General features: G+C 64.3%; 17 protein-coding genes. 10 read left to right on the top strand and 7 right to left on the bottom strand.

Annotated features, from left to right (window positions below):
* Window positions 1-13 precede the first annotated feature (13 nt).
* On the top strand, window positions 14-757 hold the full coding sequence (locus ACR9YP_RS33980) for an SDR family NAD(P)-dependent oxidoreductase (RefSeq protein ID WP_438110186.1): 744 nt from the start codon (window positions 14-16) through the stop codon (window positions 755-757).
* Between the two features lie 287 nt (window positions 758-1,044).
* Here ACR9YP_RS33980 and ACR9YP_RS33985 read toward each other — a convergent pair whose 3' ends face one another.
* The 4 genes from ACR9YP_RS33985 to ACR9YP_RS34000 form a co-directional block, all read right to left on the bottom strand.
* Window positions 1,045-1,659, bottom strand: coding sequence for a DsrE family protein (locus ACR9YP_RS33985; RefSeq protein ID WP_438110188.1), 615 nt, complete (start codon window positions 1,657-1,659; stop codon window positions 1,045-1,047).
* A 26-nt stretch (window positions 1,660-1,685) separates the two neighbouring features.
* Complete coding sequence (locus tag ACR9YP_RS33990) at window positions 1,686-2,315, bottom strand: hypothetical protein (protein WP_370985022.1); 630 nt, start codon at window positions 2,313-2,315, stop codon at window positions 1,686-1,688.
* Window positions 2,312-3,295 carry a TAXI family TRAP transporter solute-binding subunit gene (locus tag ACR9YP_RS33995; protein ID WP_474221158.1) on the bottom strand — a complete coding sequence of 328 codons (984 nt, stop codon included), beginning with the start codon at window positions 3,293-3,295 and terminating at the stop codon, window positions 2,312-2,314. The genes ACR9YP_RS33990 and ACR9YP_RS33995 overlap by 4 nt, the downstream gene beginning before the upstream one ends.
* Window positions 3,296-3,418: 123 nt before the next feature.
* The gene (locus ACR9YP_RS34000; RefSeq protein ID WP_438110192.1) at window positions 3,419-5,002 is read right to left on the bottom strand and encodes a coiled-coil domain-containing protein; all 1,584 of its coding nucleotides are present in this window, start codon (window positions 5,000-5,002) and stop codon (window positions 3,419-3,421) included.
* Between the two features lie 1,013 nt (window positions 5,003-6,015).
* Here ACR9YP_RS34000 and ACR9YP_RS34005 point away from each other — a divergent pair.
* Entirely contained in the window at window positions 6,016-7,404 is a 1,389-nt protein-coding gene (locus ACR9YP_RS34005) for an MFS transporter (RefSeq protein WP_438110194.1), read from the top strand.
* Between the two features lie 16 nt (window positions 7,405-7,420).
* Here ACR9YP_RS34005 and ACR9YP_RS34010 read toward each other — a convergent pair whose 3' ends face one another.
* A complete protein-coding gene (locus ACR9YP_RS34010) occupies window positions 7,421-9,025 on the bottom strand; it encodes a B12-binding domain-containing radical SAM protein (RefSeq protein ID WP_438110195.1) in 1,605 nt (534 codons plus the stop codon).
* Window positions 9,026-9,365: 340 nt separating this feature from the next.
* Here ACR9YP_RS34010 and ACR9YP_RS34015 point away from each other — a divergent pair, with 340 nt between their 5' ends.
* The 7 genes from ACR9YP_RS34015 (at window position 9,366) to soxA (ending at window position 15,545) form a co-directional block, all read left to right on the top strand.
* Complete coding sequence (locus tag ACR9YP_RS34015) at window positions 9,366-9,815, top strand: (2Fe-2S)-binding protein (protein WP_128935233.1); 450 nt, start codon at window positions 9,366-9,368, stop codon at window positions 9,813-9,815.
* An 11-nt stretch (window positions 9,816-9,826) separates the two neighbouring features.
* Entirely contained in the window at window positions 9,827-12,013 is a 2,187-nt protein-coding gene (locus tag ACR9YP_RS34020) for a xanthine dehydrogenase family protein molybdopterin-binding subunit (RefSeq protein ID WP_474217922.1), read from the top strand.
* A 54-nt stretch (window positions 12,014-12,067) separates the two neighbouring features.
* Window positions 12,068-13,339, top strand: coding sequence for an FCSD flavin-binding domain-containing protein (locus tag ACR9YP_RS34025; protein WP_438110197.1), 1,272 nt, complete (start codon window positions 12,068-12,070; stop codon window positions 13,337-13,339).
* Window positions 13,340-13,538: 199 nt separating this feature from the next.
* Window positions 13,539-13,976, top strand: a complete 438-nt coding sequence (gene soxX, locus ACR9YP_RS34030) for a sulfur oxidation c-type cytochrome SoxX (RefSeq protein ID WP_438110199.1) — start codon at window positions 13,539-13,541, stop codon at window positions 13,974-13,976.
* An 8-nt stretch (window positions 13,977-13,984) separates the two neighbouring features.
* Window positions 13,985-14,452: a SoxY-related AACIE arm protein gene (locus ACR9YP_RS34035; RefSeq protein WP_370985015.1), complete on the top strand. Its 468-nt coding sequence runs from the start codon at window positions 13,985-13,987 to the stop codon at window positions 14,450-14,452.
* On the top strand, window positions 14,452-14,769 hold the full coding sequence (gene soxZ / locus ACR9YP_RS34040) for a thiosulfate oxidation carrier complex protein SoxZ (protein ID WP_438110201.1): 318 nt from the start codon (window positions 14,452-14,454) through the stop codon (window positions 14,767-14,769). Before ACR9YP_RS34035 ends, soxZ begins: the two co-directional genes overlap by 1 nt.
* Entirely contained in the window at window positions 14,766-15,545 is a 780-nt protein-coding gene (gene soxA / locus ACR9YP_RS34045; protein WP_438110203.1) for a sulfur oxidation c-type cytochrome SoxA, read from the top strand. The genes soxZ and soxA overlap by 4 nt, the downstream gene beginning before the upstream one ends.
* A 27-nt stretch (window positions 15,546-15,572) precedes the next feature.
* On the opposite strand, the gene ACR9YP_RS34050 is transcribed toward soxA, so the two are convergent.
* Together ACR9YP_RS34050 and ACR9YP_RS34055 are read right to left on the bottom strand one after the other, a co-directional pair.
* Complete coding sequence (locus ACR9YP_RS34050) at window positions 15,573-16,271, bottom strand: cysteine hydrolase family protein (RefSeq protein ID WP_438110205.1); 699 nt, start codon at window positions 16,269-16,271, stop codon at window positions 15,573-15,575.
* A gap of 65 nt (window positions 16,272-16,336) precedes the next feature.
* Window positions 16,337-17,290, bottom strand: coding sequence for a hypothetical protein (locus ACR9YP_RS34055; RefSeq protein ID WP_438110206.1), 954 nt, complete (start codon window positions 17,288-17,290; stop codon window positions 16,337-16,339).
* Between the two features lie 165 nt (window positions 17,291-17,455).
* Here ACR9YP_RS34055 and ACR9YP_RS34060 point away from each other — a divergent pair, with 165 nt between their 5' ends.
* Window positions 17,456-20,932, top strand: a complete 3,477-nt coding sequence (locus tag ACR9YP_RS34060; RefSeq protein ID WP_438110208.1) for an indolepyruvate ferredoxin oxidoreductase family protein — start codon at window positions 17,456-17,458, stop codon at window positions 20,930-20,932.
* Window positions 20,933-21,147 lie beyond the last annotated feature (215 nt).

A 21,147-nucleotide genomic window follows, 5' to 3' on the forward strand; every position in this document is an offset into this window, starting at 1 on the left:
AGAGCGTGTCACCATGGACCTCGGGCTCAAATCGAAAACCGCAGTCGTCACGGGCGCAAGCATCGGCATCGGCCGCGCCATCGCCAAGGGCCTTGCTGCCGAAGGCGTGCGCGTCGTTGGCGTCGCGCGGCGGACCGATCTGCTCGCCGAGCTGGTGAAAGAGGTCGGCGGCGGGCTGATAACGCCGTTCGAGCAGGACGTGATGGCGAAGGACGCGGCCGAGAGGATCGCGGCGTTTGCAATCAAGGAGCTCGGCCATGTCGACATCCTCGTCAACAATGCCGGCGGCAGCCGTCCCCTCCCCGTCGATGCGCCCGACAGCAAATGGGACGAGGCGATCGCGCTGAATTTCACCAGCTACCGCCGCATCGCACATGCGCTGCTGCCGCAGATGATCGAACGCAAATGGGGCCGCATCGTCAACATCACCGGCAAGTCCGAGCCGGAAGGCCTCAACGCCGCCTTCGCCGCGAAAGCCGCCGTGCACGCCTGGGCCAAGGGCCTGTCGCGCGAGATCGGCGCGCACGGCGTCACCATCAACTGCATCCCGCCCGGCCGCATCATGAGCGAGCAGATCCGCCGCAACTACCCGCCGGATTATCGCGAGCGCTTCGCGGAGGAAGAGATCCCGGTCGGCTATTGGGGCGAGCCGGAGGATCTCGCGGCGCTCGCAGTGTTCCTGGCCTCACCGGTGGCGCGCTACATCACGGGCACGGTGATCCCGGTGGATGGAGGCTTGCGGAGATACCAGTTTTAGAGGTGGTCTCCTGAACCCGCTCGGCCCGCGAACGCATGCCATGTCCGATTTGCCGGCATGGCTATCGCGTATGATCTCTTGGAGCCGCCTGAGCAAGCGCCTCGTCCTTCGAGACGACCGCTTCCAGCGGTCTCCTCAGGATGAGGCGAGTTGGCATCGAGGCCGTTGAAACTGCTTCCGCACACTCCGCCCTCATCCTGAGGAGCCCGCCAAAGCGGGCGTCTCGAAGGATGGGCCGCAGGGAATCCGCTTCCCATATGCGATTGCCCTGGGTTTGCCGCCGGACCTCACGGTTTGACGTAGCTCCAGCCCTGCTCCTGCAGCTCCATGACGCGGACGACACCGGATTTGACGACCGTGGCCTGTGGAATCAGGTTGATGTCCTTGTTCTCCGCCTTGCGCATGTTTTCCTGGGTGTTGCCGCAAGCTTTGAAGGAGATTTCGGGATGGCTCATCGCGAGCACCTCGATGCGCGGCTTTACCGGCGAGGTGTCATCGCGCAGCATGTGAAGGCCAGGACCGAAAGTGACGACCTCGATCGACACTGGTTCACCGAGATCGCGGTAGTATTGCGCGACGTTGGTCGCATTGTTGAGTGTGAGGTTCATCATCGCAGGTTCGTTGGAATTGACCTGCAGTATCAGCCGATGCGGCTTCCTGGCGCTCTCGGCTTTCGTCGCCAGAGCCATCTTCGTGTTGTTCGCACGATCCTGCTTGATCGCCTGATTCTGCGCCGGCTTGCTCACCTGCTTCTGTCGAGCCGGATGCTTCTGGTTGCTCGCTTGGCTCTTCTCACGCACCTGCGGAATCAACTGGTTGTCCTGCTGCGCCGCGCTTGGTCCGATCAGAAGCAGCATCGCCAGGCCGCTGATGACTGCCATCGCCCATTTTGGATTGATCATCTTGTATCTCCCATTTTCCCTGCCCATCACCTTCCTGGTCTGGCGACGGCATGGGGCCATTTGCATGCAGCCGCCATTTTCTTGCGCACATTTTCGAATCCGCTGAGCAGGAATTGTCCGTCTTGCACCGGACCAGCGCGGGTGAAAAGGCGCACAACGATGTGACCGTCGTCGGGTAGCGAGCTTAGCAACTTTACGACGTCGCCCCCGAAAGCGACGCCGGAGCCGAATGAGGGCGACGATGCCGTGAGTTGCATTGGCGTATCCGCATTCAGCCGAAAAGAGATGACGTATTCGTTGGCACTGCGTGACAGCGCCGGTCCGGTGACCACGACTTCCGTGCGGCCTCTGCGGCAGTGGATTGCGAGTTGCATCGCGGCGCCATCAGAGCCGCTAACGGATGAGGTGGTGGCGGTGACGATCGGCAGATAATCCACCGGCGAAGTGGTCTCGCTGACCAGCCAGCCGTCATCTGCCCCCCGCCGACTTGGCGGAGGGATCTTACGTGATAAGTCTTGCAGACATTCCAGCCGGGCTTGCCCCTCCATCGCCGAACAAGCCCGAAGTGTTTCCATGGGATCGCCAGTGTTTTGCGCGTAAGCGATTCCGCAGGCGACATTCAAGGCGACGGCGAGCCGAGGAGCGGCAGTCTTCATGGCCCCGCCTGTACGCTGCGCGCCTTGCGATCCAGCCATTCCTGCGCGGCTTGGAAGCGGGTGAGCCCGGGAACGGATGCCGCGAGATTGATCGACCGCCATTTCGGATCGAAGCCCGGAGCCTGCAGGCGGTCGATTCGCGAGAACAGGTACTCGACAAGGCGTGCCACACGTTGATAGCGATTGGAGCGTGGCGGCCAGTTGAACGCAACGAGCGCCGTCGGCACCGCGATGGTCGAGACCCGCTCGCCTTGCTTGATCAGATTGGGATACTCATTGGGGTCCAAGGTCGCAGGCAGATAATAGTCCTCGAACTTCCTATCGTACTGCACCGGGAGGAACTTGAATCCAGCCTCCCAGCGGCCCTTTACGAAGGCGTCGACGGGTTTCGACGTGATGAACACGACGGCCGACATCTCGCCTTTGCGCATCTGCTCCAGGGCCACCTGATGCGGAATGAATGTCTTGTCGACATCGATGCCGAGACGGCTGAAGATCAGTGGTCCTGAATAGGCAGCTGCGGTGCCCAGGGTATTGAAGTTCACCTTCTTGCCGGCAAGATCCTGCAGGCTCGCGATTTCCGGTCGCACGAAAATGTGCAGCTCGGATGGGAAGAGATTGAGCAGATACGTGATGCGGCTTCGGATCTGCGGTGCCTGAGCCTGATATTCTTCGAGCGCGTCGGAATTGATGATGGCGGTATCGACGCCACGCAAATAGAGCAGCGCATTCAGATTGTCGGTGGCGCCCCGGGTGACGATCGGCAGGAGATGCAGGTCTGCTCCATCGTCGACGACCCGGGCCATTTCTGCGGCGAGGCGGATCGGCGCGCCCTCGAGCAGGCCGCCGGCGAGCCCGACCGTCCAGGCGTTCATCCGGTCCTTTTCATTCTCTTGCGGGAGCGGCCGTCGGACGAGCTGAGCATCGGCCCTGGTATTTCTCGCGGTTTGCGCTTCCAAGCAGGCCGTTTGAAGCATCATCGCAACCGGCACCAACCAGGTGAGCAGGAGCAACGAGAGTGACTTTGGCGCCTTGTTCATGTCGTTCCCTTCTGAATCAGCCACCACAACCTTTCGTCCCTTCGAAATGCAACGAGCCCATTCTCAGCGCTGCAGCGCATCCAGCCGTTCCTTCGCTTCGCGAATACCGCCCCGGTATGCCCTGGCGTAGAGCTCTCGCGCCTTGGCCGCTTCGCCGCGCGTTCCATAGGTACCCCAGGCGGCCAGAACCGCCGGATCATAGGTCTCCGCGAGCATGAAACTTGCCTGCGCAATGTCCTTCTCGGCCGCGAGCTCGAGGACGATGCGCGCTGCACCGATATTACCCTGATCGAGCAACGCCCTGGCGCGCGGGATCAATCGGGCATCCGCGTCGTTTTGGTTTGCGGCTGTCGGCGGCTCCGCTGCGGTCACTTCCACGTTCTGCGTCGCCGGCAAGATCGGGGCTTCATTCGCTTGCTCCACCGGAAGGCGCGCATCGGTCGGGGCCCATGCCGATGCGCGGTCTCTTTGCTTGGCTTCGGTCGCGCTCCGCTCCTGTTGCAGCGACTGCCGCAGTTCAGCAATCTCTCGGTCTGCGGCCTGTCTCTGCTGCGAGGCCGCATCGTTCGCCTCGCGCAATTGCACGTTCCGGGTTTCGATCTCACGGCGCGTTTCAGCGAGTTCTCTTTCCAGCGTGGCGGCGTGCGCCTGGGCCTCTTCGAGAGCGCGACGTTGTTGTTCGGCATTGGCCATTGCCGCCTTCGCCGCTTTGGCCTCGGCGACAAGGTCGGCGTTCTTCCGCTGCTCATCTTGCAAAGACTGCCGCAGCTCCCGCTCCGTCGCCTCCGTTTGTTCCGCGGCCGCAGCTTCCGCCATGAGCGATCCGCGAGGAATTCCGGCGAGTTCGCTCGCGAGTGCGGCGGCGCGTGCCTGAGCCTCGTGGCGTTCTTGCTCCGCGCTCGCCGCTGCTGCCTGCGCGGTGTTCGCCTGCTTCACGAGGAGGCCGCTTCTTTGCCGCTCCTGTTGTAGGGACTGCTGCAGTTCTGCGATCTCTCCCGCCGCCGCCTCTCTCTGCTGCCCGGCCACATCGTCCGCGTTGCGGGATTGTGCCTTACCGGCATCGATCTCGCGGCGGGCTCCGGCAAGTTCGTTCGCGAGCTCGGCGCTGTGGGCTTGCTCCTGTTGAAGTGATTTCCGCAGCTCCTCACCGGCGAGTTCCGCCGTCTGCGTGCGCTGGACTGCCTCGTCGAGCTCTCTGTTCGCCTCGGCCAGCTCGTTGGCGAGCGCTTCAATGCGCGGAGCCTCTTCCTCCAGCCGCGGCTGTGGTCGCACCACGCTTGCCGGCTCCGCCTGCATCAGAGCTCCGGCCGTTTCGCGCCGAAGGAGAGCTAGCGATCCGGCCGTGATTTCCGGCCGCTGATTGAGGCTGAGGGCGCTCTCGTCGCCGGCGCGAGTCATGTCCGGAAAGGGTTGCGCGTGGAATGGCTCGAACACCCCGAGCAAGGAAGCCCCAACGAGGATGACGGGAACAAAAATTGCCACCGTCACAAGCCAACTGCCCGATCGTTCCTCCTCTGGATCGACATCCTCGATCACGGGACACCAATGGGTCGGCGCAGGATTGATTGGAGAGCCGTCCTGCCAGACCCATTTACCCGCCTCTGATGACCAATGGCCGACCTCAACAGCCCCGGTCGCACCTTCCACCCAGATGCCTTCTCCGTTCCTCGGTGCAGTCTCAATTGGTCGGCGCATGGATCACGCCTCTCTCGACAGCAACTCCAATGGAGCAAATGGCCCGGCCTGTTCGCATGGTTACAGTCCTCGATCAGAACACGCTTAGATCGAAATAACTGTCTATAATGATTAAATAATTAAATATATTAACTATATAATTTTGACCCTGCGCAAAAGTCAAATTAAATCAACCGGTACGGCATGGCCGGCACCAGAGCATCGGCCGAAGCACGTCTGGTCCATCCCGACGGAACTCCAGATCGAAGGCCGCGCCGCGGTCTGGCGCGCTGTTCAACGTCGCCATCAACAGATGAATGCGCGCTCTATCTTCCCGTTAGGGAAGAGGTCCCCTTTCCTGGCGCGGTCGTGCGAATTCATAGGCTGATGGCGAAGTAGATGTGTCGTCCGCTGGCCACATCGCAGTCGAGACAACAGGCAGGCCCACACCTCGCGTGATCGCGGCGGCATCGACCGCAGACTAGTGACGATTTGCGATCAGGTTCGGCGCCGATGCTGCCCTGGACTACACCGGCGAGAGGTGGCGCGATAAGCTCGACGAGCTGACGTTGTCCGGATCAGTTGACGACAGCGAGCATCCGGTCAGTTGGGCGCGCGGCGATGAGATGAGCGGATGCGCTGAACTTGCTCGCGAAGCGGACATCGCGCATTCAAGCGAACCTATGCGGGCCTTGTGACCCCTCGTTGGCAGCATAGCATTTTGCCGGTGTTTTGCCCGACGTGTCAACGTCGCGGCGACGACGGGTGTCATCCCAGCGCAGTTTGAAAATCCCTTATCGATCAAGCCCATCTCTACTGTGCATGGGGTTGTTTTCGCACTTTTTGTCTGAGCGCACAGCCGCGGACGGCGCGCATACACCGCATGCGTGCTTGTCTCTGTGGCAGGCCGCCCGGCCGTAGTACATGCCGAAAGCCCCTTTTGGCCACGCCGCCGGAGCAACGCGCCAGGCAATGACAATAAGAGAATGACAATCACGTTACCTGCCGCCGCGCGCGAGCCCGACCACACCATGTCCGATGGCCTGCCGGCCGCGCAGCGGCGCTGGGCCATCGCGGCGATCTTCACCGCGCTGGCGATGGCTTCGCTCGACACCGCGATCGCCAACATCGCCCTGCCCGCCATCGCCGCCGACCTGCATGTCACGCCGGAGCAATCGGTCTGGGTCGTCAACGTCTATCAGATCGCGCTGGTGGCGACGCTGTTGCCGCTCGGGGCGCTCGGCGAGATCGTCGGGCACCAGCGCATCTATCTCGGCGGCCTGATCCTGTTCACCGTCGCCTCACTGCTCTGCGCGGTGGCGTGGTCGCTGGACAGCCTGCTCCTCGCGCGCACGCTGCAGGGCTTGGGGGCCAGCGGCATCATGAGCGTCAACACGGCGCTGGTGCGCTTCGTCTATCCGGGCCGGATGCTGGGCCGCGGTTTCGGCCACAACGCGCTGGTGGTCGCGACCGCCTTCACCTTCGGACCCTCGATCGCCTCCGCCATCCTCGCGCTCGGGCCGTGGCCGTGGCTGTTCGCCGTCAACATCCCGTTCGGCCTCGTCGCGATCGGCATCGGCTTTGCGATGCTGCCGAAGACACCGCGCGCCGATCACGGTTTTGATTTTATCGGCGCGATCCTGGCGTCGGCCTGCCTCGGCCTGTTCATCACCGGCATTGGCAGCGCCGCCCACAATTTGTCGCCGGTGGCCGTGGGAATCGAGTTGGTCTCGGCCCTCGCCTTCGGCTTCATCCTGACGCGCCGCCACGCCGACCATCCCGCGCCGATGTTGCCGATCGACTTATTCAGCCGGCCGATGTTCGCGCTGTCGGCGGCGACGGCGGTGTGCTCCTTTGCCGTGCAGGGCCTCGCCTTCGTCTCGCTGCCGTTCTACTTCGAGGACGTGCTCGGGCGCTCGCAGGTCGAGACCGGCTTCTTCATGACGCCGTGGCCGCTGGTGGTCGGCATCATGGCGCCGATCGCCGGACGCCTGTCCGACCGCCATGCGGTCGGCCTGCTCGGCGGCATCGGCCTCGTGCTGCTCGGCCTCGGCATGGCGCTGCTCGCGATGCTGCCGGCCAATCCCGCCATTGCCGACATCATCTGGCGGATGGTGATCTGCGGCATGGGGTTCGGCTTCTTCCAGGCGCCGAACATGAAGGCGGTGATGTCGAGCGCGCCGCCGCATCGCAGCGGGAGCGCCTCCGGCATCGTCGCCACCGCGCGCCTGACCGGCCAGACCACGGGCGCCGCGCTCGCCGCGGCCTGCTTCGCACTCGCGGGCCACGACGGCGCGACATTGGCGCTGGCGCTCGGCGCAGGCTTTGCCGCGCTCGGCAGCGTGATGAGCTTCCTGCGACTGGCGGTGAAGTAAGCTCTCAAGCCAGACGTCAGGCCGCCGTCACGTCGACAGTCGCCGGAGCGACGGTTTCGTTGTCCAGCGCCGCCAAGCGCGCATCGATGGCAGCGATGACCTTGCGCGAAAACGGTCCGAGATGGGCGTAGGCGGCGATCATCTGCACGGCGATGCGCGCCGATGACGTGTCGCGCTTGGCGCAGTTCATGAAGGTCTGCCACAGCGGTCCGCGCGCCTCGGGAAGGGCGCTGACCACACGATGCACCGTCTCCATCGCGCCGAGCTTGGCGCGGATGTCGCCTTCCGCGAGCTCGTGGCGCTGCCGCGAGCGGTCGAGCAGCGTCATCAAGCGGTCGACGCGTCCTGCATAGGCTGCCGGGCTGTAGATGTGCTCGAGCACCCGCTTGTAGTCCATCAGGATGTCGCGCAGCGGGCGCACCGGATCGAAATTGATCCCGGCCGTGCACTGATCGGCGCCGATGGTCGGCGCCACGTCGTGGCCCTGGTGGAGCCGGCCTTCGCGCTCGAGGCGGCGCGTCAGCTGCGTGTTCGGCAAGGCATAGAGCAGGCCGACCATGCTGACGGGGATCGACGCCTCCTCGATGAACTCGATCATGGACTCCGCCATCGAGACCTTCTCGTTGTCGAAGCCGACGATGAAACCCGCGGTGACGAGAATGCCGGCAGCGTAGATCTTGTGAATGCTCTCGGCGATGTTACGCCGCGTGTTCTGCTTCTTCCGCATCGCGACCAGGGTCGCCGGATCCGGACTTTCGATGCCGACGAAGATGCCGAAGAAATTGGCCGCCCCCATCAGCTCCAAGAGTTCCGGATCGTCGGCGAGGTTGACCGAGGCTTCGGTGGAGAATTCGAACGGATAGCCGTGGGCGCGCTGCCATTCGGCGAGCTGGGGCAGGAACAGCCGCAGCGATTTCTTGTTGCCGATGAAATTGTCGTCGACGAAGTCGAGATGGCCGCGATAGCCCATTTGGTAGAGCGTATCGAGCTCGCGCAGGATCTGCTCGTTCGTCTTGGTCCGTGGGACGCGTCCATAGAGCTCGATGATGTCGCAGAACTCGCAGGTGAACGGACATCCGCGGGAATACTGCACACCGAGATAGAGGTAGTCGTCGAACTTGAGCAGGTCGAAACGCGGCACCGGCGTCTTGGTGACGTCGGCCTGGAACTTCGGCGCGGTGAAGACGCCGGACCGCGCGCCGCTGTCCCAGGCCGCGATGAACTGGTCGATGACGCTCTCGGCCTCGCCGAGCACCCGGAAGTCGGCCCGCTCGTAGATGTGGGGGCTCGAGGTGGGATCGGGACCGCCGACCACCACCGGCTTGCCAGCCGCGCGGCAGAGCTCGATCAGGCGCAGCGTGTCGGCCTGCTGAGGCAGCATTCCGCCGGTGAAGACGACGTCGGCCCAGGCGAGGTCGTCGTCGCTGAGCGGCGCCGTGTTGCAGTCGATCAGCCGGACCGTCCAGCTCTCGGGCAGCATCGCGGCAACGGTGATCAGCCCCAAAGGGGCGGCAGGGCGCTTGACGCCCAACACTTTGCAGGATTCGCCAAAGGTCCAGAAGGACTCCGCCGAGAACAGCGGGTAGAGCATCAGCACGTTGCAGGGACTCGGCACGTTCATGGAACTCCTGTTGGCGGCGGCGCAGTGTATCAAAGCGCCTGCGTCTTGCACCCCGGCAAAAGGGACAAACTGTCGCCGCTGTGCAGCGGCGATCCGGCCCGGAACCGGCGTTCACGGCCGGACGTCGCCTCAAGCCGTGGATTGGCGCCCGCGGAAGAGGCGCCAACCCGAATCGATTGAGAAGGGGATGAGGCAAAACAACGCTCCGGTCCATACTTTCAAGCAGGAGGGCCATGCATCCCGGCCACCCCGCGGACTGTTGATTTGAACAGTTCCAGTTTGCCGGACACATTCCGCCGCTGAGTTCAATCGGTGGATTGGGCCAATCAGGGGACTTGCGATGGCAAACCTAACAATCAACGGAAAAACCTTCACACTCGACGTGGAGCCGGATACGCCGCTGCTCTGGGCGATCCGCGAGAATGCCGGCCTGACCGGCACCAAATATGGTTGCGGCATCGCACAATGCGGCGCCTGCACGATTCACATCGATGGCGTGGCGATGCGCTCCTGCGGCGTTTCGGTCAGCGAGGCCGAGGGCAAGAAGATCACAACGATCGAAGGGCTCGCATCCGGAAATTCGCTGCACAAGGTGCAGGAAGCCTGGATCGCCCAGGACGTGCCGCAATGCGGCTATTGCCAAAGCGGCATGATCATGGCGGTCGCGGCGCTCTTGAACGAGAAGCCGAAGCCGACCGACGCCGACATCGACGAGGCCATCACCAACATCTGCCGCTGCGGCACCTTCCAGCAGGTGCGCGAGGCGATCCACACGATCGCAAGCGCGTAAGGAAATCCCACATGAACAAGCATGTTTCGCCGCGGCTCAACCGCCGCGCCTTCGTCATCGGCACGGCCGCGGTCGGTGCCGGTCTCGCAATCGGCTTTGACATTCCTTTCGGCGGCCCCGCCATGGTCCGCGCCGCCGACGGCTCGCCCGAGATCGGAGCCTGGGTCGTGGTCCGGCCCGACGACACCATCGTGATCCGCATCGCCCGCTCCGAGATGGGCCAGGGCTCGCTGACCGGCCTCGCCCAGCTCGTCGCCGAGGAGCTCGAATGCGACTGGACCAAGGTCACGACCGAATATCCGACGCCCGGCCAGAGCGTCGCCCGCAAGCGTGTCTGGGGCGATTTCTCGACCGGCGGCAGCCGCGGCATCCGCTCCTCGCAGGACTATGTCCGCAAGGGCGGCGCCACCGCGCGCGTGATGCTGATCCAGGCCGCCGCCGATGCGTGGAAAGTGCCGGCATCCGAATGCACGGCCGCGAACAGCGTCATCACCCATACGCCTTCGGGCAAGACCACGACCTACGGCAAGGTGGCCGAGGCTGCGGCGAAGCTGACGCCGCCGGCGGACGTCAAGCTGAAGGATCCGAAGGACTGGAAGCTGATCGGCAAGGGCGTGAACCGGCTCGACACCGCCGACAAGACCACCGGCGCCATGACCTACGGCATCGACGTCAAGCTGCCGGGCATGCTGAATGCCGCGATCAAGGACTGCCCGGTGTTCGGCGGCAAGCTGAAGAGTTTTGACGAGGCCAAGATCTCCGGCATGAAGGGCGTCAAGAAGGTCGTCAAGGTCGGGGACACCGCGGTCGCCGTCGTTGCCGACACATGGTGGCACGCCAAGACCGCGCTGGAGGCGCTGCCGATCGTCTGGGATGAGGGCGACAACGCCAAGGTCTCCAGCGAGTCGATTGCGAAATGGCTGACTGAAGGCCTCGACGACGCGCAGCCGGCCTATGTCGGCAACAAGAACGGCGACGCGAAGGCCGCGATCGCCGGTGCCGCCAAGAAGATCGAGGCGGTCTACAGCTATCCCTACCAGAACCACGCCACGATGGAGCCGATGAACGCCACCGCGCTCTACACGGCGGACAAATGCGAGGTCTGGTGCGGCACGCAGAATGGCGAGGCGGCCTTCGCGGCGGTGCTGGAGGCGTCGGGCTTGCCGGCGGAAAAGTGCGACGTGCACAAAGTGATGCTCGGCGGCGGCTTCGGCCGGCGCGGCCAGACCGACTATGTCCGTCAGGCGGTCATGATCGCCAAGCAAATGCCGGGCACACCGATCAAGCTGTTGTGGTCGCGCGAAGAGGACATGGCGCACGGCCGGTATCACCCGATCACCCAGTGCAAGATGACCGGCGCGTTCGACGCCAACAACAATCTGGTCGCGCTGCACTACCGCCTGTCCGGGCAGTCGATCCTGTTCTCGCTGCGCCCCGAAGCGCTGCAGAACGGCATGGATCCGGCGGCATTCCAGGGCGTCGCTCAATCCGGCGAGGCCGCGTTCGGCTATTCGGTGCCGAACCTGTTGATCGAGCATGCGATGCGTAACCCGCACGTTCCGCCCGGCTTCTGGCGCGGCGTCAACGTCAATCACAACGCCATCTACATGGAATGCTTCATGGACGAGCTGGCCCAGGCCGCTGGCCAGGACCCGCTCGAATTCCGCCGCAATCTGATGGGCAATCACCCCAAACACCTCGCGGTGCTCGATGCCGTGGCCGAGAAGATCGGCTGGACCACGCCGGCGCCGCAGGGCGTGTATCGTGGCATCGCGCAGGTCATGGGCTATGGCAGCTACGTCGCCGGCGCCGCCGAAATCTCGGTGACCGACGGCAGCAAGATCAAGGTGCATCGCATCGTCGCCTCCACCGATCCCGGCTATATTGTCAATCCGGCGCAGGTGGAGCGGCAGATCGCGGGCTCCTTCGTCTATGGCCTCTCGGCGCTGTTCTACGGCGGCTGCACAGTCAAGGATGGCAAGATCGAGCAAACCAACTTCGACACCTACAACTCGATGCGCATCAACGAGATGCCGAAAGTGGAGACGGTGATGGTGCCGAGCGGCGGGTTCTGGGGCGGCGTCGGCGAGCCGACCATCGGCGTCGCGGCGCCCGCGGTGCTCAACGCCTACTTCGCGGCGACGGGCAAGCGCATCCGCTCGGTGCGACTGCGCGACCAGAACATCACCTTCGCCTAAGAGAGCGCTGCGGCTGCCACAACGGCAGCCGCGGCATTTTTCCGGACAAGTCTCATGAATGCGCCGGTGACACGGCGGAATGCCGTCCTCGGCATCACCGCCGCGGCCACATCGCTCGCCGCACCTTCGATCCTGCGCGCGCAATCGGCGGGCCGCATTGTCGTGGTCGGCGGCGGCTTTGGCGGCGCGGCCTGCGCCCGCGCACTCAAGCGCGCTGACGCGAAATTGCAGATGACCCTGATCGAGCCGAACAAGACCTTCATCTCCTGTCCCCTCAGCAACGAGGTGATCGCGGGCCTGCGCGATATGGAAGCGCAGCAGTTCGGTTACGACAAGCTCGCCGCCGAGGGCATCAGCGTCGTCGCTCAGGCTGCGACGACCATCGACACGCAAAAGCGCAGCGTGACGGCCGCCGACGGCGAAGCGTTTGGTTATGACCGTCTCGTGCTCTCGCCCGGCATTGACTTCCATGTCGAAGCTCTGCCCGGCTACGACGACGCTGCGTCGGAAAAGATGCCCCACGCCTGGAAAGCTGGTCCGCAGACACTGCTGCTGCGCAGGCAATTGGAGGCGATGGCGGACGGTGGCACGGTCGCGATTGCGATCCCGGCCAATCCCTCGCGTTGCCCGCCGGCACCTTACGAGCGCGCCAGCCTGATCGCGCATTATCTCAAGACCACGAAGCCACGCTCGAAAGTCCTGATCCTCGATGCCAAGGACGCCTTCTCCCAGCAGCGGCTATTCGAGAGAGCTTGGAAAGAGCTCTACGGCGACATGATCGAGCGGGTCGCGCTGTCGCAAGGCGGCCGCGTCACCTCGGTCTATGCGGCGAGCAGGACCATCGTCACCGAGTTCGGCAACTACACCCCTGACGTTGCCAACGTCATTCCGCCGCAGCGCGCAGGGCGCATTGCCGAGATCGCGGGCGCCGCGGATGCCACCGGCTGGTGCCCGATTGATCCCGTCACTTTCGAATCGAAGCTCGTCAAAGACATCCACGTCATCGGCGACGCCTGCCTTGGCGGCGGCATTCCCAAATCGGCTTCCGCTGCAAGCGCACAAGGCAAGGCTTGCGCCGCCGCGATCATCGCTTTGCTCGCGGGCCGCACGCCGGAAGCGCCGCGACTGACAGGCGTCTGCTACACCACCGTCGCACCCGGCTACGGCTTTTCGCTTGCCGGCAACTACCAGCCGAAAGGTGACATCTTCGCCGAGGTCGAAGGCGGCGCGACCAGCCCGGTCGATGCCCCGCGCGAGCTGCGCGTCCGGGAGGCGGCCGAGGCGGAGCACTGGTTTCAAACCATCACGGCGGATTGTTTTGGCTAATGCAATGGTGAGACGAAGCTGTCACCACCAATCCGGTGCGCTCCCTCCCCCGCCTGCGGGGGAGGGCTGGGGAGAGGGTGTCTCCGCACGCGAGAACCCCCAAGAGGAAAGAGCCCTCACCCGCGCCTTCGGCGCGACCTCTCCCGCAAGCGGGAGAGGTAAGTGGAGCTCGCGGCTAGATTTCTCGTCACACAACCGATTGATTGTCGCTGCGCTGGTCGCAGCAAATCTTACACTTGGGGGTGGTGCGACTGCCGAAGACCTAGTGCCTTACAAAATCGTCGGCGACGGCATTCCGGCTTCCCTCACCGGCTCGCTGGGCGATGCCGCGCGCGGACGCGCGCTGGTGCTGGCGCGCACGACGACCTGCATCCTCTGCCACTCCGGTCCCTTCCCGGAAACGCGTTTCCAAGGTGATCTTGCGCCCGATCTCACCGGCGCCGGGAACCGGTGGACGGCGAGCCAGTTACGGCTTCGGCTGGTCGATGCGTCGCGCTTCAACGCGGAGACCATCATGCCCTCGTATTATCGCAAGGATGACCTCGTGCGTGTTGGACGCAGTTTCGCCGGCAAGCCGATATTATCGGCTGCGGAGATCGAGGACATCGTGGCCTTTCTTGCAACGCTTCGGGACTAGGACTGATCATGCCGACCACGCGACGCCAATTCTTGAGCCTTGCCGGCAGCGTGACGGTCGCCGGCGCGATCCCGATCGTCACGCTGCGACCGGTCGAGGCGACGCCGGCGATGCTCACCACCGCGATCCGCAACATCGTCGGTGAAGCGCAGATTCGCACCGGCAGGGTGAAGCTCGACATTCCGCCGCTGGTCGAAAACGGCAACACGGTGCCGATGACGGTCAGCGTCGCAAGCCCGATGACCGCGGACGATTACGTCAAGAGCATCCACGTCTTCAACGAGAAGAACCCGCAGCCGAACATCGGCAATTTCCATCTCGGCCCCGCCTCCGGCCGGGCCCAGGTCTCGACCCGGATCCGGCTCGCCGACAGCCAGAAGGTGGTGGCGATCGCGCGCCTGTCCGACGACAGCTTCTGGCAGGTCGCCGCCGACGTCGTCGTGACGCTGGCCGCCTGCACCGAGGAGATGAACTGATGGCCGCCCTCATCAATGTTCCCTCGAAGGCCAAGCGCGGCGAGATCATCGAGATCCGCACGCTGACCTCGCACATCATGGAGACCGGCTTCCGCCACACTACGGACGGCAAGCTGGTGCCGCGTGACATCATCACGAGCTTCAGCTGTCGCTACAACGGCGCCGAGATCTTTCGCGCCGATCTGTTTCCGGCGATCGCCGCGAATCCATATTTGTCCTTTTTCACGGTCGCCGAGGAGAGCGGCAAGTTCGAGTTCGAATGGATCGGCGACAACGGCTATTCGTCCACCGCATCGGCATCGATCATCGTCGAATGAAGTCTTGGCGCGCGATAGTGGTGGCGGCGCTGACCGCCACGGCCCCTGCCCTCCTCGCAGGTGAAATCCCGCCCGAGGCGCGCCGCTCCGGCTATTCCTTGATGGGACCCGACACGCGCGCGATGCAGGATGATGATACGTCCAATCCGGGCATGCTGTTCGTGCTCGACGGTCAGGCACTGTGGGGAAAGAAGACCGGCGGTGCGGAGAAATCCTGCGCAGATTGCCATGGCGATGCACGTAGCAGCATGAAGGGCGTCGCGGCGCGCTATCCGGCTTTCGACAAGGCGCTCGGCCGTCCCGTCACGCTCGACCAGCGCATCAACCTCTGCCGCGGCAATCACCAGCAGGCGACGCCGCTGCCCTATGAGAGCCGCGATCTGCTGGCGTTGTCCGCCTTCGTCGCTCATCAATCGCGCGGCGTTCCGATCACCGCTGGCGATGATCCGCAGGTAAAACCCTTCATCGAACAGGGCCGCGACCTGTTCATGCAGCGCGAGGGCCAGCTCAATCTCGCCTGCGCCAATTGCCATGACGACAATTTCGACAAACGCCTTGCCGGCGCGCCGATCACGCAGGGACAGCCGACCGGCTATCCGCTCTACCGCCTGGAATGGCAGACGCTGGGTTCGCTGGAGCGGCGGTTGCGCAGCTGCATGACCGGGGTGCGCGCTCAGGCTTATGATTACGGTTCGCCCGAGCTTGTCGCGCTCGAGCTTTATCTGATGTCGCGGGCGCGCGGCCTGCCGATCGAGACGCCCGCGGTGCGGCCGTAGGCGATAACGGCCTGGACTGGCCGTCGTCTAAGCCGTCGAAGCCTTCATCGCCTCCAGGACTGCGGCCGAGCTAGCCACCCAGCCGAAGATGCCGCCTTGGGCCTTGATCATCTTCAGGCCCATCTCGTGAAACTCGGGAAAGTAGGATGCGCAGCCGTCGGAGATGACGACGCAGCGATAGCCACGGTCATTGGCCTCGCGCACGGTGGTGTTGACGCAGACTTCCGTGGTGACGCCGCACACCAGCAAATTCTCGATGCCGTATTTTTCCAAGACGTTGCCGAGCTCGGTGGCGTAGAACGCGCCCTTGCCCGGCTTGTCGATCACGATCTCACTGTCGAGCGGATAGAGCTCAGGAATGATGTCGTGGCCGGCCTCGCCGCGGATGAGGATGCGGCCCATCGGGCCGAGATCGCCGATGCGCAAGGACGGCGCACCGCGCTCGACCTTCGCCGGCGGCGCGTCGGAGAGGTCAGGCAGATGGCCCTCCCGGGTGTGGATCACCAGCATGCCGGTGTCGCGCGCGGCCTTCAGCACCGCGCCGATCGGCTTCACCGCGCGCCCGAGCTGGCTGACGTCATTGCCCAGCGTCTCGCCGAAGCCGCCTGGCTCGAGAAAATCGCGCTGCATGTCGATGATGAGAAGCGCGGTGGCGGGCCAGTCGAGCCTGATCGGCTCGGGCTCGGCGCTGATGACGCTCCCTGGCGGCTTGGTTGAGTTCAGCATGATGCCAATCCTTGCGAGAACACCCTTTGCCGGAACTTCTGCAAGCGCCGTGCCACCGCTCGCCCCTACCGCCCCGCCCCGTACAGCCGCCGATACTCGTCCTCATACGGCGCATACGACTCCTTCAGCGTCGCCATGTTCAGCAGCATGGTCGCGACCAGCAGATTCGCCTTGTCGAACACGCGCGTCTTGGCCCAGGCGCTTTCGGTGCGACGGCTGCCGGAGAGCGCGACCACCTCGCGCTCCACTTCGTAATCCTCGTCGACGAAGAGCGGCCCCTGCACCAGCCTGATCTCCTGATCGGCGAACAGGCCGACCGCCGGTCCCTTGGCCGGCAGCGGATCGTCCTTGGAGCGGTACTGGAGCAGCACGCTCAGCATCTCCGTCGGGATGATGGGCTTGCGCCACGGATTATCGGCGCCGGAATAGTACGGCGAGTTTTCGGTAATCACGGCGAGCTTCTGCCGGAGAGAGAACGGATAGAGGTCGCCCATGATCTGGTCGAACACCATCCGCACCGTCTGCCGCCTGCTCGTCTGCGCCACCTTCACGTCACGCAGGATCACGGGATCGGTGAGCGGCTTGAGCTCGGCAAGACGCGCCTCGAGCGCGGTCGCTGCGTGCGGCTCGCCGACCGAGGCCGTGCCGCGCAGCACCTCGGTGCCATCGCGCTTGACCATCTGGATCTGGCACTGGCGGGTAGCAGGCAGCGGCTTCGACAGGATCGCCTGCACCTCCTCACCCTCGTAGCAGACGCTGCGGTAATGCGCGGAGAGGCACCCCGTTTCGAACCAGGCGCGTCCCCACAGCCGTTCGCCAAGCGGTGCGAACTGACTGAAATGCGTCGGCCCCTCGATGGTGCCGCCCTTGAAGCCGAGCTTCCGCGCGGTGGCGTCGTCATGAATCGAGGCGTGCGCGTCGTAAGTTTGCGCTTGCAGCATCTGGCGCGGCCGGCGCCACGGCCCGATCAGGGCCTCGACCGTCTCAGTGATCTCGGTGTCGAATGCGTTTGCAGCCATGGTGTTCTCCACAAGCAGCCATGACTAGCAGGAGCGCCACGGATGCGGCCAGCGATATTGACTTCGCCTGTGCATGCTTTTGACTGTCACAATTCGCGCCGCGCTGCCGCAATCCTTCCCGCGGCGCAAACCCCACGCCCCAACGAAAGCCCGAGGACTTCCGAAATGACGCTGATGCAGGTCGAGCTGGACGATAAATACCGGCTCGAATCGAAGCGGATCTTCCTGTCCGGCACCCAGGCTCTGGTCCGGTTGCCGATGCTGCAGCGCGAACGCGACCGGCTTCAGGGGCTCAACACCGGCGGCTTCATCTCGGGCTATCGCGGTTCCCCGCTCGGCATGTACGACCACGCGTTGTGGCGCGCGAAGTCTTTCCTCCAGCAGCATGACATAGCCTTCGTCCCCGGCCTGAACGAGGATCTGGCCGCGACCGCCGTCTGGGGCAGCCAGCAGGTCGGCCTGTTTCCCGGCGCCAAGGTCGATGGCGTGTTCGGCATCTGGTACGGCAAGGGGCCGGGCGTCGATCGCTCGGTCGATGCGCTCAAGCACGCCAACGCAGCGGGTAGCTCGCTCAATGGCGGTGTGCTGGCGCTGGCCGGTGACGATCACGGCTGCCAGTCCTCAACGCTGGCGCATCAGAGCGAGCAGGTGTTCGCGGCAGCGCTGATCCCCGTGATCAATCCCGCCACGCTCCAGGATTATCTCGACCTCGGCCTCTACGGTTTTGCGCTGTCGCGTTTCTCCGGCTGCTGGGTCGGCTTCAAGGCGATCAGCGAAACCGTCGAGAGCTCGGCGTCCATCTACAGCGATCCCGAACGCATCAAGATCGTGCTCCCCGACGATTTCGAGATGCCGCCCGGCGGTCTCAACATCCGCTGGCCGGATCCGCCGCTGGAGGCCGAGAGGCGCCTGTTCGGACCGAAGATGGAAGCGGTGCAGGCCTTCGCCCGCGCCAACCAGCTCGACCGCATCGTGCTCGATTCCAAGCCCGCGCGGCTCGGCATCGTCGCCACCGGAAAGGCCTATCTCGACCTGCGCCAGGCGCTCGCCGACTTGGGGATCACCGACAAGGACGCGCAGGACCTCGGCCTGCGCATCTACAAGGTCGCGATGACCTGGCCGCTGGAGGAAAGCGGCGCGAAGCGTTTCGCAGAAGGCCTTCAGGATGTGCTGGTGGTCGAGGAGAAGCGCGGCTTCATCGAAGACCAGCTGATGCGCATCCTCTACAACATCGATGCGTCCAGGCGCCCGACCGTCACGGGCAAGCGCGACGAGCGCGGCGCACCGCTGCTGCCGAGCGAGGGCGAGCTGACGCCGACCATCGTCGCCTCTGCGCTGGTAGCGCGCTTACGTAAGCTCGGTCACCACAGCCCGGTGCTGGAGCAGCGCCTGGCGCGGCTCGAGGCGTTCGACAACCCTGTCACCACCAGCACGCCAATCAAGCTCGCGCGCACGCCGTTCTTCTGCTCGGGCTGCCCGCACAACTCCTCGACGCGCGTGCCCGAAGGAAGCCGCGCCATGGCCGGCATCGGCTGCCACGGCATGGCCCTGAGCATGCCGACCCGCCGCACCGATCTGATCTCGCATATGGGCGCCGAAGGTGTGAACTGGATCGGGCAATCGCCCTTCACCACCGAGAAGCACATCTTCCAGAACCTCGGCGACGGCACCTACACCCATTCCGGCCTTCTCGCCCTCCGTGCCGCCTCGGCCGCCGGCATCAACATCACCTACAAGATCCTCTACAATGATGCCGTCGCCATGACTGGCGGCCAGCCGGCCGAAGGCAGCTTCAACGTCGCGCAGATCGCGCATCAGGTCTGGGCCGAAGGCGTCAAGCGGCTCGCAATCGTTTCGGACGATCCGAGCAAATATCCGCAAGAAAATTACTTCCCGCACGACGCGACCATCCACCACCGCCGCGAGCTCGACGCCGTGCAGCGCGAGCTGCGCGACATCAAGGGTCTCACGGTCATCATCTACGACCAAACCTGCGCCGCCGAAAAACGCCGCCGCCGCAAGCGCGGGCTCTATCCCGATCCCGCCAAACGCGCCTTCATCAACGAGCTCGTCTGCGAAGGCTGCGGCGATTGCTCTCAGGCCTCCAACTGCGTCTCGGTACAACCGCTGGAGACCGAGTTCGGCCGCAAGCGTCAGATCGACCAGTCGAACTGCAACAAGGACTTTTCCTGCGTCGAAGGCTTTTGCCCGAGTTTTGTCACCGTGCATGGCGGCAGCCTGAAGCGCATGAAGAGGTCAGCGGTCGATTCCGGCCAGCTGTTCGCCGACCTGCCGCTACCGCCGGCGCGCGAGCTGGACAGTCCCTACAACATCCTCGTTACGGGCATCGGTGGCACCGGCGTCATCACCATCGGCGCCCTGCTTGGCATGGCCGCTCATGTCGATGGTCGCGGCTGCTCGGCGCTCGACTTCACCGGCCTGTCGCAGAAAAACGGCGCCGTGATGAGCCATGTCCGCATCGCGCCGAATCCGGAAGACATCTCCGCCGTCCGCATCACCACCGGCGGCGCCGACGTCATTCTCGGCTGCGACATGATCGTCTCGGCCGGTCCCACTGCGCTGAGCCGCGCCGAGCGCGGCGTGACCAGGGCCTACATCAACGCCGACCTGCAGCCGACCGCGAGCTTCGTGCAAAACCCCGATCTCGATTTCGAGATGGGCGCGATGCAAACCGTGCTGCGCGACGCGATCGGCGACAAGAACCTCGACATCATCGACGCGACAGGCATTGCCGCCGCGCTGATGGGCGATAGCATCGCCACCAACCCCTTCATGCTCGGCTTCGCCTTCCAGAAGGGCGCGATCCCGCTGTCGCTGGAAGCCCTGCTCCGCGCCATAGAGATCAACGGCGCCGCAATCGAGATGAACAAGCTCGCTTTCACCTGGGGCCGTCTCGCCGCCCACGACATGTCGCGGGTGCGCAGCGTGCTCCAGTTCAAGAACAGAGCGGCCGCGCCGACGAAGTCACTCGACGATGTCATTGCGACCCGCGCCGAGTTCCTGACTGGCTATCAGGACAAGGCCTATGCCGAGCGCTACCTCGCAGCTGTCGCCAAGGTGCGCAAGGCGGAGAGCGCGGCCTCGCCGCGCTCCACGGAACTGACGCAGGCCGTCGCAAAGAACCTGTTCAAGCTGATGTCCTATAAGGACGAGTATGAGGTGGCGCGGCTCTACACCGACGGCAGCTTTGCCAAGAAGGTGTCGGAAAAATTCGACGGCGACTTCACGCTGAAGTACCACCTGGCACCGCCAATCTTTGCGAAGCGCGACAAGGCGACGGGCCGGCTCCAGAAGCAGGAGTTCGGCGGCTGGATGATCCACGCCTTCCGCGTTCTCGCGAGGCTCAAATTCCTGCGGGGCACCGCGTTCGATCCGTTCGGCCGTACCGAGGAGCGCAAGACAGAGCGCAAGCTGATCGAGGATTATCTCGGCATGATCAATCAGCGGATTGCGAGACTGAAGGCCGAGCAGATCCCGCTGCTGGCACAGCTTGCGCGCGTGCCGGAGACGATCCGCGGCTTCGGTCACGTCAAGGAAGCCAACATCAAGCAGGCGGCGGCCGAGACGGCGCGGCTGGAAGCGGAGCTGGAGAACAGCCGCTTTGCGGCGGCTGCGGAATGACGGATAGCCGCGCACTCTCTACGCGTCATTGCGTGGAGCGAAGCGACGAAGCAATCCAGAGTGCCTCCGCAGAGGCAGCCTGGATTGCTTCGCTACGCTCGCAATGACGAGATTGTGGAATGCGCTCGCCACACACTCGGTGTCATCGCCAGGCTTGACCGGGCGATCCAGTACTCCGAGACAGTTGTGTTTAAGCCGATAAGCCGCGGCGTACT

Source organism: Bradyrhizobium sp. BR14999, from assembly GCF_056106085.1.